This window comes from Streptomyces sp. MBT65, assembly GCF_016612545.1.
Taxonomy (GTDB): Bacteria; Actinomycetota; Actinomycetes; order Streptomycetales; family Streptomycetaceae; genus Streptomyces.
Genome location: NZ_JAENRY010000017.1, coordinates 26056 through 41723, shown reverse-complemented (window position 1 = coordinate 41723; position 15668 = coordinate 26056). Strand labels below are relative to the sequence as shown.

The 15668-nt window shown below is 71.0% G+C and carries 15 protein-coding genes; 4 read left to right on the top strand and 11 right to left on the bottom strand.

The features are described from left to right. Position 1 precedes the first annotated feature (1 nt). From JHN63_RS06600 to JHN63_RS06555, 10 genes are all read right to left on the bottom strand, one after another. Complete coding sequence (locus JHN63_RS06600; protein WP_200677851.1) at positions 2–1036, bottom strand: LLM class flavin-dependent oxidoreductase; 1035 nt, start codon at positions 1034–1036, stop codon at positions 2–4. 20 nt (positions 1037–1056) lie between these two features. Further along, positions 1057–2793, bottom strand: a complete 1737-nt coding sequence (locus tag JHN63_RS06595; RefSeq protein WP_200677849.1) for an FAD-dependent oxidoreductase — start codon at positions 2791–2793, stop codon at positions 1057–1059. Between the two features lie 35 nt (positions 2794–2828). Beyond that, entirely contained in the window at positions 2829–4169 is a 1341-nt protein-coding gene (locus JHN63_RS06590; protein ID WP_200677847.1) for an LLM class flavin-dependent oxidoreductase, read from the bottom strand. 42 nt (positions 4170–4211) lie between these two features. Beyond that, positions 4212–5048 (bottom strand): ABC transporter ATP-binding protein, encoded by an 837-nt coding sequence (locus tag JHN63_RS06585; protein WP_200677845.1) that lies wholly within the window; start codon positions 5046–5048, stop codon positions 4212–4214. Next, positions 5045–5959 carry an ABC transporter ATP-binding protein gene (locus tag JHN63_RS06580; RefSeq protein WP_200677843.1) on the bottom strand — a complete coding sequence of 305 codons (915 nt, stop codon included), beginning with the start codon at positions 5957–5959 and terminating at the stop codon, positions 5045–5047. The genes JHN63_RS06585 and JHN63_RS06580 overlap by 4 nt, the downstream gene beginning before the upstream one ends. Continuing rightward, a complete protein-coding gene (locus JHN63_RS06575) occupies positions 5959–6864 on the bottom strand; it encodes an ABC transporter permease (RefSeq protein ID WP_200677841.1) in 906 nt (301 codons plus the stop codon). The genes JHN63_RS06580 and JHN63_RS06575 overlap by 1 nt, the downstream gene beginning before the upstream one ends. Before the next feature lie 2 nt (positions 6865–6866). Further along, the gene (locus JHN63_RS06570; RefSeq protein WP_200677839.1) at positions 6867–7898 is read right to left on the bottom strand and encodes an ABC transporter permease; all 1032 of its coding nucleotides are present in this window, start codon (positions 7896–7898) and stop codon (positions 6867–6869) included. A 47-nt stretch (positions 7899–7945) separates the two neighbouring features. Next, the gene (locus JHN63_RS06565) at positions 7946–9508 is read right to left on the bottom strand and encodes an ABC transporter substrate-binding protein (RefSeq protein ID WP_200677838.1); all 1563 of its coding nucleotides are present in this window, start codon (positions 9506–9508) and stop codon (positions 7946–7948) included. A gap of 486 nt (positions 9509–9994) precedes the next feature. After that, entirely contained in the window at positions 9995–10924 is a 930-nt protein-coding gene (locus JHN63_RS06560) for a DsbA family protein (protein WP_200677836.1), read from the bottom strand. Beyond that, entirely contained in the window at positions 10921–11373 is a 453-nt protein-coding gene (locus JHN63_RS06555; protein ID WP_200677834.1) for an Rrf2 family transcriptional regulator, read from the bottom strand. The genes JHN63_RS06560 and JHN63_RS06555 overlap by 4 nt, the downstream gene beginning before the upstream one ends. A 152-nt stretch (positions 11374–11525) precedes the next feature. Here JHN63_RS06555 and JHN63_RS06550 point away from each other — a divergent pair, with 152 nt between their 5' ends. From JHN63_RS06550 to JHN63_RS06535, 4 genes are all read left to right on the top strand, one after another. Beyond that, on the top strand, positions 11526–12032 hold the full coding sequence (locus JHN63_RS06550; protein WP_200677832.1) for a cupin domain-containing protein: 507 nt from the start codon (positions 11526–11528) through the stop codon (positions 12030–12032). A gap of 61 nt (positions 12033–12093) precedes the next feature. Beyond that, entirely contained in the window at positions 12094–12711 is a 618-nt protein-coding gene (locus JHN63_RS06545; protein WP_200677830.1) for a TOPRIM nucleotidyl transferase/hydrolase domain-containing protein, read from the top strand. Next, positions 12708–13370 (top strand): class I SAM-dependent methyltransferase, encoded by a 663-nt coding sequence (locus JHN63_RS06540; protein WP_200677828.1) that lies wholly within the window; start codon positions 12708–12710, stop codon positions 13368–13370. The genes JHN63_RS06545 and JHN63_RS06540 overlap by 4 nt, the downstream gene beginning before the upstream one ends. After that, the gene (locus JHN63_RS06535) at positions 13367–14482 is read left to right on the top strand and encodes a barstar family protein (RefSeq protein WP_234476217.1); all 1116 of its coding nucleotides are present in this window, start codon (positions 13367–13369) and stop codon (positions 14480–14482) included. The genes JHN63_RS06540 and JHN63_RS06535 overlap by 4 nt, the downstream gene beginning before the upstream one ends. A 153-nt stretch (positions 14483–14635) precedes the next feature. Here the strand turns inward: JHN63_RS06535 and JHN63_RS06530 are convergent, their stop codons facing one another. Continuing rightward, on the bottom strand, positions 14636–15598 hold the full coding sequence (locus JHN63_RS06530) for a nitronate monooxygenase family protein (RefSeq protein ID WP_200677826.1): 963 nt from the start codon (positions 15596–15598) through the stop codon (positions 14636–14638). Between the last annotated feature and the right edge of the window lie 70 nt (positions 15599–15668).

The window sequence follows — 15668 nt, the reverse complement described above, 5'->3', positions numbered from 1 at the left end:
TTCACACTCCTGCTGATGCGGGTTCGGCCACCCGTGCGGGCTGCCAGCCCAACGCGGGCGCCACTTCGGTGGCGATGAGTTCGAGGGCGCGGACGGCCGCGTCGTGGTCGGGGACGGCCGGGTTGAACTGGGTGATCAGGTCAGTCGCGACGGGCAGCACCCGCTCCTGCCCGAGCGCCGCGACGATCTCCTCGGGATGGCCGTAGAAGGAGTGGAAGCGGCGCAACGCCCCGTCCTGGTCAAGGCCCTTGGGGAAGGCGCCGTGCTCCGCCATGCGCAGCGCCGCCCGGTGGACGTCGTCACCGATCGCCGCGAGCGCCGTGCGCCGGTCCTTGGCCGGGAACACGAAACGCGAGAGGCCGATGCGCGGTGCGTGCGGCTGGTTCCAGGCGGCCAAGTAGGCGTCGGCCCAAGGACGTTGGACCTCGTCGGTGGGCGCGTCGAAGCCGTAGGCCGCCCGGTTGAGCAGCAGATTCGAACCGCTCCGGGCGGCGTACTCGGCGCCCTGCGCGCTGAACACCCCTTGCCAGACACGGTCGTTGAAGTCGCCCGGCCGGGGCTGGATGCGGAAACCGGGCGTGCCCACCTCGCGGCGGTCGAGGGCCCGGCGCACGATGTCGAGGTTCTCACTGGTCAGTTCGCGCTTGCGGGCCACGTCCTTGCCGAACGCCGCGTACTCCACCTCGCTCGATCCGCTGCCCGCGCCGAACTCCACGCGGCCCCCGCTGAGCGTATCGACGGTCGCGATGTCCTCGGCGAGCCGGACCGGATCCTCCAGCGGAAGGACGGTGATCGCGGTGCCGAGCCGGATCCGGGTCGTACGGGCCGCCGCGTGGGCGAGGAAGGTCCACGGGGAGGACAGCCCGCCGCCCCCGAGGGGCACGTGGTGCTGAGCGACCCAGCCGACGTCGAAGCCCAACTCGTCGGCCACGACGAAGAGTTCCTGCGCGTTGCGGTAGGTGCGGGCGATGTCGTCGTCGCGGCCCTGGACGTGGGTGAGGAAACCGAGCCGGAAGCGTGGTCTCTCGCTCGTCATGGGGTGATGGCCTTTCGGTGTCAGGCTGCGGTGGAGACCGGGGTGGGTGTGCGTACGGCCGTCGCCGCGACCAGTCCCAGCACCTGGTCGAGTACGGCGGCGGCGCCCGCGTCGGGCAAATGGGTACCGCGCCAGACGACGTGCTGATCGGGGCGGATCAGGACGTTGGTCGTGCCGTAGACGGCCCGCGCCGCGGGGTCCGTGAGGTGGACGACCGTGAACGGCAGCCCACGCGCGGCGACTTCCGCGACGAAGGCCCGCTCGACGGTTCGGTCCTCGGTGAGGACGAGCAGGCCGAAGGAGGTGCCGAGGCGGTCGTAGAGGGTGCCGCTGCCAGGGTCGACGGGGCCGTCCGGCGCACGGTGACCCGGGCGCGGATCGTCCTCGTACACGTCGGCGCGCCAGGGCTGTTCGGTGTCGAGCTGGCCGGGTTCGTACCAGACGACCGCCGAGGCGTCGTACCGCTCGTCGAAGGCGACCCCGTCACTGCCGAAACGGTCCCGGCGCAGGCGAGCACCGATCTCCGCCCGCCGCCGTACGGCGTCCTCCCCGAGGTCGATGTCGTCGGGAATGCCGCCGGCCCGGATCTCGGCCAGCGTGACCTCCGAGCGGCGCGCCCGCTCCAACGAGTGCTCTGCGACACGCCAGTTGTGCGGGCGGCGCTCCTGGTCGTAGGAGTCCAGCAGGCTCGGCGGGGCATGTCCGTCGAGCACCGCCGCCAACTTCCATCCCAGGTTGACGACATCGCCGATGCCCTCGCCCAAGTTGCCGCCGGGCGTGCGGACATGGGCGGCGTCACCGGCCAGCAGGACCCGCCCCCGACGGAACGTCTCCGCGATCCGGGTGGCGTGGTAGAAGGTCGTCGCGGACACCAGCTCCAGATCGATGTCCAGGCCGAACGCGGCCCGGCCGACCTCCAGCAACTCGCCCTCGCTGGGCTCGTGTTCGAGTGGATACGGGCCGGCGTACACCCGCCACTCCCGCGCGCTCACGGCGGCGAGGAAGCCGGAGGCGCGGGCGTTGACGACGATGTTCGTCGCACTCGGTGCGGGCCCCACCCGGTCCGCGATGTCACCGGTGCGAACGATGAGCCGCAGCCGCTTCTCGGTGGCGTGCTCGCCTGCGCGGTCGATGCCGGCCAGGCGGCGGGTGGTGCTGCTGCCTCCGTCGGTGCCGAGGACGTAGGCGGCCCGAACGGTGCGCGAGCGGCCGGAGTCGGCCTCCACCACCTCCGCGTAGACGCCGTCGTCGTCCTCGCGCAGACCGGTCAACTCCCAACCGCCGGACACGCTGACGCCCTGTTCCGTCAGGTGGTCGAGGAACACCCGCTGGAACACGGTCTGCGGGCGGCGCAGTGCCTCGTCGGCGGAGTGCCCGGCGGTGCTCGCCCGGTCGGTGAACGACGGGGCGGGCACCGGCACCAGCTCGTGCCCGGCGAGGGAGGTGACCAGCCGGGTCCCCCGGTGCCATTCCGGCGGGTACGTCCACGCGTCCCGGACCCGCTGGAGCAGTCCCCAGCGCCGCAGATGCTCAACTACCCGCGGGGTGTGGCCCATCGCGCCGGCCCGCACGAGTGTCGCGGCCGGGGCGCGGTCGACGACGGCGACCTCGACACCCCGCGAGGTCAGTTCGACGGCCGCCGCGAGGCCGACCGGACCGGCGCCGACGACGAGGACGTCGACGGTCGCCGGGGGAGTGGCGGCGGGGAAGCGGACGGTGTGGACGTCACGGCCCCCCGTTGCCGACAGTTCGGTCATCGCGTGGCCTCGGTCGGTTCGGACATCGCCCGGCCTCAGTCGTTCACGAGCTGGCGCTCGCGGGAGTGACGGTTGGCCGGGATGGGCAGGCCGAGATTGCCGCGCAGGGTGTCGGACGTGTACTCGGTGCGGAACAGGCCGCGCTTCTGGAGGAGCGGGACGACGCTGTCGACGAAGTAGTTCAGCTCCTCCTCGGTGCGGAAGGCGAGGTTGAAGCCGTCGAGGGCGCGCGCGTCGAACCACTGCTGGATGGTGTCGGCCACGGTCCGCGGGTCTCCGACGAACGGCGACTGGCGGAACTGATTGACGGATTTCGCCACTTGACGCAGCGTCAGTCCCTCGGCCCTGGCCCGCGCGATGAGCTGCGAGGCGCCGGTGCGCCCGCCCTTCTCGGCGAGGTGGGCGACATCGGGGAAGGGCGCGTCCAGGTCGTGCACGCTGAAGTCGTACGCCCCGAAGGAGCGGCCCAGCAGAGCGAGGTTGCGGCTGAAGTCGTCGTCCTCCTCGAAGATCTCCCGCTCGCGACGGCGGGCCGCCTCGTCGGTGGCGGCGACGACCGGGCCGCCGTGGATGAGGATCTTGACGTGCTCCGGGTCGCGGCCGTAGGCGGTCGCGCGCTTCTTGACGTCGGCGTAGTAGTCGCGCGACGACTCCAGGGTGCCCCCGGGCGCGAAGATGCCCTCGGCGACCTGCGCGGCGAGATCACGGCCCTCCTCGGACACCCCGGCCTGGAAGATCACCGGCTGGCCCTGCGGGGAGCGGGAGAGGTTCAGCGGGCCCGCGATCTTGAAGTGCGCGCCCTCGTGGTTGAGTTCGTGCAGCTTGGCCGGGTCGAGGAACACGCCCCGCTCGACGTCGGCGGGGAACGCGTCGTCCTCGTACGAGTCCCACAGCCCCCGTGCGGCCTGCACGAACTCCAGGGCACGGCCGTAGCGGGTGGCGTAGTCGAGGTGTTCGTCGAGCCCGAAGTTCCGCGCGGTGCCGGTGTCGAAGCTGGTCACCACGTTCCAGCCGGCCCGGCCGCCGCTGATGTGGTCGAGCGAGGCGAAGCGGCGGGCGAGGTTGAAGGGCGAGTTGTACGTCGAACTCGCCGTGCCCACCAGGCCGAGGTGCTTGGTGTGGGTGGCCACGGCCGACAACAGGGTCAGCGGTTCGAGGCGGTTGAGATAGTGCGCCGGGTAAGTGGAGTTGATGAACTGGCTGTCGACGATGAACAGGGCGTCGAACAGGGCGTGTTCGGCCGCCTGCGCCAGCCGGATGTAGTAGTTGATGTCGATGCTGGCGTTCTTCGCGACGCGCGGGTCCTTCCACAGGCCGTGCTGGCCGGGGCCGCCCACGCCGTAGGGGTGCAGTGCGAGGTGGAGCGTGCGGGACATGGCTGTTCCTGTTCTGTCAGGGGGAGTTCGGGGGAGGGCGGGTCAGGCGTGCAGAAGGGCGCGCAGGGCCTCTCGTTCGGCCCGGTCCGCCGCCGCGCTGTGCAGGGTGGGCGCGGAGCGGACGAGCAGGCGCGTGTAAGGGTGCTGCGGCTGGTTGATGACGTCGGCGGTGGCGCCGACCTCGACCAACTCGCCCTGGTACAGCACGGCGATACGGTCGGCGACCCCGGCGACGGACCCGAGGTCGTGCGAGATGAAGACGAGGGCGACGCCGTCGGCGCGGAGTTCCTTGAGGATCTGGAGGATCTGCACGCGGTTGGCGGAGTCGAGGGCGCTCACCGGTTCGTCGAGGATGACGAGCCGCGGCTCGGTCACCAATGCCCTTGCCACCGCGACGCGTTGACGCTGACCGCCGGACAACTCGCCCGGCAGCCGGTCGAGCAGTTCCTCGGAGAGCCGGACACGGTCGAGGAACGCGCGCACCCGAGTCGCGGCCTCCTGCTTGGACACGCCCTGGATGAGCAGCGGTTCGGCCAGGGACGTCTCGACCGTCACGTCCGGGTCGAGGCTGCGCAGCGGGTCCTGGAAGACGTACTGGATCACACCCCGGCGCCGCAGCGCGCGCCACTGGCGATGGCCGTACGCGCCGACCTCCTCGCCGTCGATCACGATCGATCCGGCCGAGGCGCGCACCAGGCCGAGCGCGGCCCGCGCGAGCGTCGACTTGCCGGAGCCGGTCTCACCGATGATTCCGACGGTCTCGCCCGCCGCGATGCTCAGCGAGACACCGCGCAGGGCCTGACGGCGGCGCCTGCGCAGGCCGTAGTGCACGTCCAGGTCGGTGACCTCAAGGACGGGGGCGGCGTGCTCGGTGCTCATGCTTTCTCCTCCGCGTCCTCTGTGACCTCTGCCGCGAGGAACTTGTCCAGGCCGTACTGCTCGTGCTCGGCGATCAGCAGCCGGGTGTATTCGTGTCGCGGGTGGTGCAACACCTCGTGCGTCGGGCCCTGTTCGACCACCTCGCCCTGCCGCATGACGAGGACCTCGTCGCAGAGCTGGGCGACGACGGCCAGGTCGTGGGAGACCAGGACCAGCGCCAGGCCGGTGCGCTCGCGCAGATCGGCCAGCAGGTCGAGGATCTCTGCCTGGACGGTGACGTCGAGCGCGGTGGTGGCCTCGTCGGCGATGAGGATGCGCGGGTCGGCGGCGATCGCGGCCGCGATGAGGACGCGTTGGAGCATGCCGCCGGAGAGCTCGAAGGTGTACTGGCTGTAGACCAGCTCCGGGTCGCGCAGATGCACCGCGTGGAGCAGTTCGATCGCCTGGCGGCGCGCGTCGCGGCGCTTGAGGCCCTTCTTGACCCGGAGGACCTCGGCGATCTGCGCGCCCACGCGGATCGAGGGGTTGAGATACGACGCCGGGTCCTGGAAGACCGCGCTGATCGTGGCGCCGCGCAGGGCCGTCCACCGGTCCGACGAGAAGCCGGAGATGTCCTGGCCGTCGATCTCGATCGAGCCCGAAGTGACCTCGAAGTGGGCGGGTAGGATGCCCAGCGTGGCCCGGCAGGTGAGGGTCTTGCCGCTGCCGGACTCGCCGACGATACCGACCGAACTGCCGGGCGTGAGCGTGAAGTTGACGCCGTGGACGATCTCCTGTCCGGCGGCCCGGTCGCTGATGCGTACATCGCGTACGGACAGCACGGGCGTCGAGGGAGCGGCCGGCGGGCGGACGGGTTCCGCGGCACCCGGCGTCACGGGCTGTGTCAGGACCTTCGTGGAGGGACTGGCCATCACGCACCTCCGGCGTGAACGTGAGCGAGGTCGGCGTCGGAGTCGGTCCCGGCGAGCCGATGGGCGCGTGCCTTGCGGTTGTTGACCAGGGCGCGGCCCGCCTCGCCGGAGACGTCACGGATCGCGTCGGCGAGGAGGTTGCAGGCCCAGACGGTGATCATGATCAGCAGGGCGGGGACCAGCGGCGCCCACGGCTTCTGGGTGAGATAGCCGAGGTCCGAGGCGAGCAGCCCGCCCCAGGTGGGCGCGGGCGGCTGGACGCCGATCCCCAGGAAGGTCAGGGACGAGACGATGACGAAACCGACGCCGATGGTCTGCGCGAGCGCGACCGCGATCGGCGGCAGCACCTTGACCCAGACGTGCCGCCGCACGACCCACCCGATGGAGGCGCCGGAGATGAGCGCCGCCTCCACGTACGGCGAGCGGGCCACGGCCAGGGTGGCGGCGCGGGCCACCCGGTAGAACAGCGGGGACACGAGCACCCCGGTGACCAGCATCGCCTGCGTGATGCCGTTGCCGAGCAGCGCGACCACGGCGACGGCGAACAGCAGGAAGGGCAGCGCGACCAGCGTGTCGGTCAGCCGGAGGGTCATCCACTCGAAGACCCGCCCGAGGTAGACGGACAGGATGCCGGGAATCGCGCCGACCCCCAGCGCCGTGAGGGCGACCTCGAGTGCGCCGAGCACGCTGACCCGGGAGCCGTCGAGCAGCCGGCTCAGCACATCGCGGCCGAGATAGTCCGTCCCCAGCCAGTGGCCGCCCGAGGAGCCGGCGAGAGTGTCGGAACTGGTGGCCAGCGGGTCGTGCGGGGCGATCACCGGGCCGAGGAGGGCGAGCAGGGCGATCACGGTCAGGATCACCAGGGCGATCCGGCCGGACGTCAGGGAGAGCACACGGCGCCCCATGGTCACACCCCCCGCTGCGAGGCCGGCGTCACGCGTGCCAGCACCAGGTTGACGATCAGGTTGAAGACGACGACCAGGACGATCGACACCACGAGGACCCCCTGGACGGCCGGTACGTCACCGGCCTGCGCGGAGTCGTTCGCGAACCGGCCGAAGCCCTGGAGTCCGAAGATCCACTCCGTGACGACGGAGGCGCCGACCAGCGTGGGGAACTTCAGACCGAGTGTGGCGAGCGCCGGGCCGAGGCCGTTGCGCAGCACATGCCCGAAGAAGATCCGCCGCGGACTCAGCCCCCGTACCACCGCGCCCGTCACGTAGTTCTCGCGATAGGCGGCGATGAGACTGGACCGCAGTTGGCGGGCGACGTCGGCGACGACGTCGAAGCTCAACGCGACGGCGGGCAGGGTGATATGGGCGAGCCAGGGACCGAACCCCTGCGCCGCCGGGACGTATCCGGCGGACGGGAACACATGCAGTCCCACCGCGAACACCGCGACCAGCACGATGCCGACGACGAAGGCCGGCATCACCGAGATCACCGTGACGAAGCCCGTGATCGCGCGGTCGATCCAGGTGGTGCGACGCAGCGCGGCGAGCGTGCCGAGACCGAAGCCCGCGACCACGCCGATGAGCAGCGCGAAGATCGCCACCGACAGGCTCACGCCCAGGCCGAGGCCGATGAGGGTGGAGATGTCCGCGCCGTTGGTCCAACTGGTGCCGAGCTGTCCGTGCAGGACGCCGCCCAGCCAGTCCACGTACTGCACGAGGAAGGGCCGGTTGAGGCCCCACTGCGCTTCGACTCTGGCTACCGCCTCGGGAGTTGCTTCCTCGCCCAGCTGGATCCGCGCCGGGCTGAGCCCGCTCAGCGACCGCAGCGCGAACGTCACGAACGTCGCGACCAGGAACACGGGCACGAAGATCGCGATCGACCGGGCGAGGGTGACCAGGACGCGGCCCAGCGTGCGCCGCGCCCCGGTCGTGGCGCCCCGATGACGGACGTCGGGTGAAGTGGCCGGTGCCTCCGTCGTCGTCATGGCTTGCCCCCTCTCTGTAGAGACTCTGCTTGGGAGTTGACGGAGTGTCAGTTGCTGCCGGAGATGGTCACGCCGGTCCAGTCGATGTGGGCCGGGTTCTTGGGCAGGGCGGAGATGGACTTGCTCTTGGCGATCAGGTTGGGCGAGGAGTAGGTGAAGACCAGCGCCTTGCTCTGCAGGCCGGCCCGGGTCGCCGCCTGGAGGACCTTCGCGTAGTCGGGCGAGTCCAGCGGGGTCTGGCGGACCTTGGCGATGGCCGCCTCGAAGCCCGAAGGCTCGTACGGCGAGCTGAGGTTGAGCGGACCGTTCGGACCGAAGTGCGCGGTCAGGGTCTGCGCCGCGGAGTCACGGCCCGTCGTCCCGTACAGCGAGAACGTCAGGTCCTTGGCGAAGAACGGGGTGGCCCAGTTCTTGTCGACCTTGATGGTCACGGTGATGCCGACCTTCGCCAACTGCGCCTGGACGATCTCCGCTTGGGGATCCTCGGCCGGGATGACGAGGTTCAGCTTGATCTGGCCCGCCTTGTAACCGGCCTCCGAGAGCAGCTGCTTGGACTTGGCCGGGTCGTAGGCGTAGTCGTTCGCGGACTGCGGGTCGTAGGCCACATAGCCCTTGGGGAAGGGCTGGTTGGTCGCCGAGCCGTAGCCGAAGGTCAGCTTGTCGACGAACTCCTGGCGGTTGATCGCGTAGCGGACCGCGTCGACGACCTTGGCGTTGTCGAACGGCGCCTTGTTGACGTTGAGGCTGAGGTTGTTGGCGTTGAAACCGGGCTGGACGAAGACGTCGAGACCCGCCTTCTTCGCGGCCTCGGCCTGACTGGGCGCGATGTCGGCGAAGTTGTAGACACCGGTCTGGAGTCCGGAGACGACCGTCGCCGCGTCGGGGGCCGAGGTCAGCTCCACGTTGTCGATGTGGATGTCCTTGGCGTCCCAGTAGTCCGGGTTCTTCTTCAGGAGGACCTTGGTGCCCGGGACGAGCTGCGTGACGATGAACGGACCCGCGCCGACCGGGCTCTGGTCCAGCTTGGTCGGGGACGCGGCCGCCTTGGGGCTGGCGATCTGGAGCACGCGCTCGCCGAGGAGTTGGGGGATCTGGTAGTCGACCTGGCTGAGGTGGAGCACCGCGTCCAGTCCGTTGGCGTCCACCGACTTGATGGAGGTGAGGTCGCCGAAGAGCGCGGAGTTCTTCTGCTTCTGGGCCCGGACGATCGCAGCCTTCACTGCGGCGGCGTCGACCGGCGTACCGTCGCTGAACTTGAGGCCGGAGCGCAGATGGAACGTGATCTGGTCGCCCTTGGCGTTGTACTCCCAGCTCTTGGCCAGGTCGGGCACGGCCTTGCCGGTCGCGTCAGTGCGGGTCAACGAGGCGTAGACCAGGGCGAGTTCGCGGAACTGGGCGCCGCTGCCGCTGACGACCGGGTCCCAGTGGGTGGGGAAGTAGGAGGAGGCCCACTTCAGCGTGGCGCTGCCGCCGGCCGTCGAGGCGTCGCCGCCGCAGGCGCTGAGGGCGGGGACGAGCACGGTGGCGAGGGCGGTCCCCAGGGCGGCGGCACGCAGCCGGCCGGAGCGGAGGGCCGACCGGGGTCTGCGGGGCGTGAGTCGTCCGGACATCGTGATTTCTTTCTTCGAGGGCTCCCGGCCGCGCCGCGGCGGCGGAAGGGGAGCGAGGGCGGCTGACCCGAGGGGCCGGACACCGCTGACCGGGACGGCGGACATGCCGATGCGGCTTCGAGGCGCACGGAGGCATGCCGCGCCCAGGGCATGAGGCGTCGGCGGAGCACGGGGGAGAACCGGGATACGGAGGCGGAGAGACGGCGACGAAGCGCGAAGGGAGCGGCGCGGGAAGACGGGCGCCGGTCGGCGAGGCGGTGGGGCGCCGATGCCTACGGGAGCGGGGTCAGGCGCCTGTGGGCCGGGGGCGGCGGGTCAGCGACAGAGAGCGCTACAGGTGCGCCGCAGGTCCACGTAGCGGCACACCACACCGGGGTGCGTCGTGAGCATGCTGCACATCCTGGGGCCGGCCGTCCGGGACTGTCAATGGACACCAATTGGTGTCTCATTGGGCGGGACGGTCTCTGACCGCTGATCAGAGCCCTGTCAGGGCCCGGAGGGAGGGGCGGGGGCTACGGCGGGACGCGCCGCGGCCTCCTCCGGGTGCAGCCACAACGGCCCGTTGCCGGTGTCGACCCGGACGGCGCCCGCCGGAGGCCACGAGCCGCCGTCGGTCAGCAGCGCGCGCTCCGGATCGGTCAGGGTCCGGTACCGCGCGAGCGCCTCCGCCGGGGCCGGCGGCTTGTGTGCGGGCAGCGGCCCGGGGCTGAGTTCGGTGACGGCGCGGACGTACTCCTCGTACGGCCGCCAGCCGGGTACGACACGGTGTTCGGTGGCGGTGCGCAGGAGCAACGTCGGTAGCGCGTACCGGTGTTGGCCGTCCGGGGTCTCCTTGGCGGTACCCGGATGCGGCGAGGTGCCGGCGCGCACCGACAGCACCTCCTCGACCGGCCTGCGCGCCTCGGCACGGTCGGCCCGCACCCCCTCGAGTACGTCGGCCGACGCCGCGTCGGCCGCGAGCCGGCCGACATCGAGGCCGGGTACGCCGGACACCGCCGACAACGCCGACTCGGCGGTGTCCGCGGGCTCCCCGAGCACGAACACGCTCTCCCGCAGCCGCCGTAGCACCCGGTCGGCCACCTCCGTGCCCTGGGCCTCGGCGGCCTTCGCGACCAGGGAGGCCGGCCAGGAACTCGCGGCGACGCGGCTCAGGCGATGTGCTCGTGGTGCGTGGGTGTGGGCGCTGATGTCCTCGACGTAGCGCGCGTACCAGGCGGTCTCCGCGGCGGGGTCGGGCGCGGGGTCGTCGTCGTGGTCGAAGAGGATGCAGTACGCGCGACGCCACTGGACCTGTCCGGCGAGGGCCGCGCGCAGCAGGCGGAACACCGGCTCGGATCCCCAGGCCCAGGGACACAGGGGGTCGGTGTACTCGACGACTTCGAGGAGTGGGGCGGGGTGCGGGTCCGGGACCGTCATGCGGCTCCCCGGCGGCTCAACTGCCCCTCCACAGCGTGGTGTTCGTCGGTCGTGGCGGGCAGCAGCGTGGCCAGGGTCGTGCCGCCCAGGACGGCGGCGGCGTCCGCCTCGATCTGGCGCCACACCCCGGGCAGACCGCCCGCGGGGCCGGGGTAGTCGAGCCCGGCCAGCGGTTCGCCGCGCAGGGTGATCAACTCACCGTCCACGGCGCGGGCGACGTCGAGGAGCGTGATCTCGTGGGCGGGCCGGCCGAGCCAGTAGCCGCCCTCGCAGCCGCGCTGGCTGCGCACCAGGCCGGCTCTGCGCAACTCGCCCACCACGGACTTCAGGAACCGGAACGGGATCTGCTGCGAGGAGGCGATCGCCTCGCACGTGAGCGGACGGGCAGGTTCGCAGGCGAGCTCCAACAGGGCCCGCGTGGCGTAGTCCGCCTTCGCGGAGATATGCATGCGCACATAATGCCCGACGAGGCCGCGGTCAGGAGCGCTTCCGTCGCTTCTCCACGCACGCTCCCCTCGTACATTGCGGGAACATTGCCGCAGGTGAAGGACAATGGACACCTCTTGACATCCTTTTCGGGGCGGCTCTAGCGTCCCCAATCATGAGCGAGCCGTTGACCACCCCCGGCGAAGGTTTCCACCCCCATCTCCACGACGCCGCAGGGCAGTCGACATCCCCCCTGCGCAGCCGCCTGCACCACATCCGCGCCGACGCCCTCGACGGTGACACGGCGCAGAGCGGCGGCATGCGCAGGTTCGCCGCGGTGAGCGGCAGAACGGTCGGCTCCGAGAAACTGTGGATGGGCCAGACCCACGTGGCTCCCTCCACCGCCTCCTCCGACCATCACCACGGTGAGTCCGAGACCGCCATCTACGTGGTGAGCGGACACCCCGAGTTCGTCTTCCTCGACGACACGGGCGCACAACCGGAGGAAGTACGCCTGCGCACCTCGCCCGGCGACTACATCTTCGTCCCGCCGTTCGTGCCCCACCGCGAGGAGAACCCGGACCCCGCCGACGAGGCCGTGGTCGTGATCGCGCGCAGCACACAGGAGGCGATCGTGGTGAACCTCCCGGGGCTGTACGTGCTGGGGGCCGAGGAGCACTGACGGGTGTCGGGGCCGCGGAAAATCGCTCGCGGTACGGGCGGAACGGGCCGAGACTCGTGCCATGACAGACATGGCGGCGTTCCGCGACGCGGTCACCGCGTGGGCCACGGGCGGATCCGGCGACTCCGCGCACGAGTTGGCCGCGCGCCTGCCCGTCCGGACGGCCGTCCTGCTCGAAGGCCCCAGCGACGTGGCGGCAGTTGACGCGCTGGCGGAGCGCCGAGGCCGGAACCTGGCCGCCGAGGGAGTCTGCGTCCTGTCGATCGGCGGCGCTATGAGCGTCGGCCACTACGCCCGCCTCCTCGGCGCACCCGGCCTGGGCCTCCGCCTGACAGGACTCTGCGACGAGGGCGAACGCGCCTACTACGCCCGGGGCTTCGAGCGGGCCGGGGCACCGCAGGACAGCTTCTTCGTCTGCGCGGCGGACCTGGAGGACGAACTCATCCGCGAACTGGGCGTGCCCCGGGTGGAGGAACTCGTCGACGCGGAAGGCGACTCGCGCGCCCTGAAGACCTTCCTGCGCCAGCCCGCCCAGCAAGGCCGCGCCCCGCAACAGCAGTTCAGACGCTTCCTCGGCACGAAGAAGGGCCGCAAGATCCGCTACGGCCGCGTACTCACCGAGGCTCTCGACCCGGCGCGCGTGCCAGCACCGCTCGACGGTCTGCTGGCGAGCCTGTGACGACTGACGGGCGCCGGACTCCGTACTGGGACGCGGTCGCGGCAACGAAGACGTTCACCCATCCCCTCCATCTGCCCTGGCTGGAGGGGATCGACAGGCACGCGGCGATTCTCGACTACGGCTGCGGCTACGGCCGGATCATGAAGGAACTCGAACAGCACGGCTTCGCCGACCTGACAGGCGTCGACATCTCACCGGCGATGATCGAACGGGCCCAACACCTGTACCCCGCCCTGCACTTCGCCACCCTGGACACACCACCGGCGCTGCCCTCCCCGCCTGCCGCCTTCGACGCGGTACTGCTCTTCGCCGTGCTCACCTGCATCCCCGCCGACGATGCCCAACGCCGTCTGATCACCGAGCTGAACCGCCTCCTCAAGCCCGGCGGAATCCTCTACATCAGCGACCTTCTCCTCCAGGACGACGACCGCAACCGCCGCCGCTACGACCGCTGTATGGCCCTCCGCGACACCTCCGGCCGCTACGGCGTGCTCGAGACCGACGACGGCGCTGTCTGCCGCCACCATTCCCGTGACTGGCTCACCACTCTGCTCGGCGCTTTCGAAGCCGTCGCCACCCGAACCATCACCGTGCCCACGATGAACGGCCATGAGGCGACGGGGATTCAGCTCCTCGTCCGGAAACCCGTCGCGCCATGAACGCGGTTCCTACCGTGCACGAGGGCATGGCGTCAGGGGACCGCCGCGGGCGAGGGCGATACACGCTGACGGAGACGGAGCACGACCGTGTCTGGGGCGTGTGCGACGCCGTGGACGGGATCTTCGGGGAACCTTGGCGGGGGACCTACGAGCTGTTCGGCTGGATTGCAGAGGCAGTTGAGGTCGGGGACCGGGTCGGCAGCAGGGTGTGGCTCGTCCCGGACGACGCGTCGCTCGAACCCTGGCTGCTGGAGGACGTGCAGAGGACGGCGGGCCAAGTCCGGGGGAGGGACAGCCTCGTACTCACCGGCCTGGACGACTACGAAGCTCCGCCCGAGGGACACCGAGGCCGGGTCCGAGTGCACGACGGACGCCAATGGCTGGGCTCCTGCCGGGAGTTCGCCCGCATCCTGCCGGCGGCACGGGTGGCGCCCCCACTCGTCCTGCGGGGACTCGCTCCGAGTGACCGACTGCGGGCCGCCCTCGCGAAGGGCACCCGACGGTCACTGAACCTGGAGGAAGCCGCCCTGGAACTTCGGGACGACGCGGGCGAGTTGCTCATCGATCGACTCGTGTGGGCCACGGTCAGCGGCTGGCGCCCGTCCTCCTACGGGCCGGATCTCATCGACCTCGAACTCGACGGGGAGTTCTTCGACCCCGTTCCCGCATACGCCAGGCCGATCTGGGAGCGCTGGCTCGCCGGGCCGCCGAACCGTCCGGGTGCCTGGGCCGGCCTCGACACCCGTGGCCGCGAGGTCTGGCTCGAACTCGTCCGGGAGCGGGGATGCCGCCGGGCCCACCGCGACCGGCCCGCCGGCCACATCTACGAACTCGACGGCCGGCACATCACCGACGTCCCGGGCCTCTATCTGGCCCTCGGTGAGGCGGTGAACGGCCCCGGCGGGTATTTCGGAGGCTGCCTGCCAGCCCTCGACGACTGCCTGCGCGGTACCTTCGGCTACACCGCCCCGGCGACCCTGCACTGGCGGAACGCCGCGACCGCGCACGAGCACCTGTCCCACGTCCTGACCCCGGACGGTCGGCCGTACGACCTGATCGCCGAGACGCTGGAGGCCCTTGCCGCAGGCGGGATGCGGGTAACCGTCATGTGAACCGGCGTTCCCCGACCTGCCCGACGAGTATGGTCACCCGCACATCACCTCCTCGGTGAACGCCTCGTCCGCGGGGAGCGGGCAGTTCGTCACGGCATGCGACGCCAACTCCCTCACACCGCGGCCCGATGCGCCTCCGTACACCTCGGCCGGTCATCCCTTTCCGGCGCGGGCGAGCGCGGCTTCCGCCTGCGCGGCGAGGCTGTGAACGAGATCCGCTGCGGACGGCAGGTCATCGATGAGGTCGACGGCTTCGCCGGCCCATACGGGCAGGGGCGGTATGTCGCCCTGAGACAGGGCGAGTTGGTAGTCCTGCCTGGCGTGGGGGTCGGTGGCGAGTCCGGTCTCGCGGTCGCGCCATGCGTCGAGGAAGGGGTGGCCGAGGGTGCGGGCGGTGTACTTCGAGGGCCAGTTGGAGCCCCGGACGATGTCGAGAATGCTGTTCCGCTCGGTGTCTGCGCCGTGCCCCTCCACGATGGCCGTGGCGGTCGAGGGGGTGACCAGAGCTTCGGTGGTGGCCTGGAAGCGGGTACCGATGAGCGCTCCGGCGGCCCCGAGGGCGAGTGCGGCGGCCAGGCCGCGGCCGTCGGCGATGCCTCCGGCGGCCAGTACGGGTACGGGTGCGGCCAGATCCACGACGACCGGCACGAACGGCAGCGTGGAGCGGCCGTGCCGGGCTCCGTGCCCGCCGCTCTCGGAGCCCTGGGCCACGATGACATCGGCGCCCAGGTCCACCGCCCGCCTCGCCTCCTCCAGATCGGTGACCTGAATGATCAGTGGCGTACCGGCCCGGCGGATCCGTTCGGCGAACGGGCTCGGGTCCCCGAAGGACAGCATCACCGCCGCGGGGTGGTGTTCCAGCGCGAGCTCGACCGCGGCGACATCGATCTGCCAGGTGAGGAAGCCGATTCCCCAGGGCTTCGTCGTGTTCCCGGCGACGATGGCCAACTCGCGTGCCAGCCAGCCGCGTTCACCGTTGGCACTCCCCAGCAGCCCCAGCCCGCCACCCCGCGAGACGGCCGCGGTCAGCGCGCCGCCGGCCGACCCACCCATCGGCGCCAAAGCGACCGGGTGCTGGACACCGAACAACTTCGTGAACGCCGTCGACAATGCCATGGCCACCATCATCGCCCTGTGCGGCAACGGGAGTTGAGGTGCCGCGGATATGAGTGGCCTCGACCGCACC

Excerpts from the sequence above, each read along its gene's own strand:
- JHN63_RS06600 (WP_200677851.1), bottom strand. The coding sequence starts at position 1,036 with ATGACGAGCGAGAGACCACGCTTCCGGCTCGGTTTCCTCACCCACGTC.
- JHN63_RS06565 (WP_200677838.1), bottom strand. The coding sequence starts at position 9,508 with ATGTCCGGACGACTCACGCCCCGCAGACCCCGGTCGGCCCTCCGCTCC.
- JHN63_RS06535 (WP_234476217.1), top strand. The coding sequence starts at position 13,367 with ATGAACGCGGTTCCTACCGTGCACGAGGGCATGGCGTCAGGGGACCGC.
- JHN63_RS06570 (WP_200677839.1), bottom strand. The coding sequence starts at position 7,898 with ATGACGACGACGGAGGCACCGGCCACTTCACCCGACGTCCGTCATCGG.
- JHN63_RS06590 (WP_200677847.1), bottom strand. The coding sequence starts at position 4,169 with ATGTCCCGCACGCTCCACCTCGCACTGCACCCCTACGGCGTGGGCGGC.
- JHN63_RS06550 (WP_200677832.1), top strand. The coding sequence starts at position 11,526 with ATGAGCGAGCCGTTGACCACCCCCGGCGAAGGTTTCCACCCCCATCTC.
- JHN63_RS06580 (WP_200677843.1), bottom strand. The coding sequence starts at position 5,959 with ATGGCCAGTCCCTCCACGAAGGTCCTGACACAGCCCGTGACGCCGGGT.
- JHN63_RS06530 (WP_200677826.1), bottom strand. The coding sequence starts at position 15,598 with ATGGCATTGTCGACGGCGTTCACGAAGTTGTTCGGTGTCCAGCACCCG.
- JHN63_RS06575 (WP_200677841.1), bottom strand. The coding sequence starts at position 6,864 with ATGGGGCGCCGTGTGCTCTCCCTGACGTCCGGCCGGATCGCCCTGGTG.
- JHN63_RS06545 (WP_200677830.1), top strand. The coding sequence starts at position 12,094 with ATGACAGACATGGCGGCGTTCCGCGACGCGGTCACCGCGTGGGCCACG.
- JHN63_RS06595 (WP_200677849.1), bottom strand. The coding sequence starts at position 2,793 with ATGACCGAACTGTCGGCAACGGGGGGCCGTGACGTCCACACCGTCCGC.
- JHN63_RS06560 (WP_200677836.1), bottom strand. The coding sequence starts at position 10,924 with ATGACGGTCCCGGACCCGCACCCCGCCCCACTCCTCGAAGTCGTCGAG.
- JHN63_RS06585 (WP_200677845.1), bottom strand. The coding sequence starts at position 5,048 with ATGAGCACCGAGCACGCCGCCCCCGTCCTTGAGGTCACCGACCTGGAC.
- JHN63_RS06555 (WP_200677834.1), bottom strand. The coding sequence starts at position 11,373 with ATGCATATCTCCGCGAAGGCGGACTACGCCACGCGGGCCCTGTTGGAG.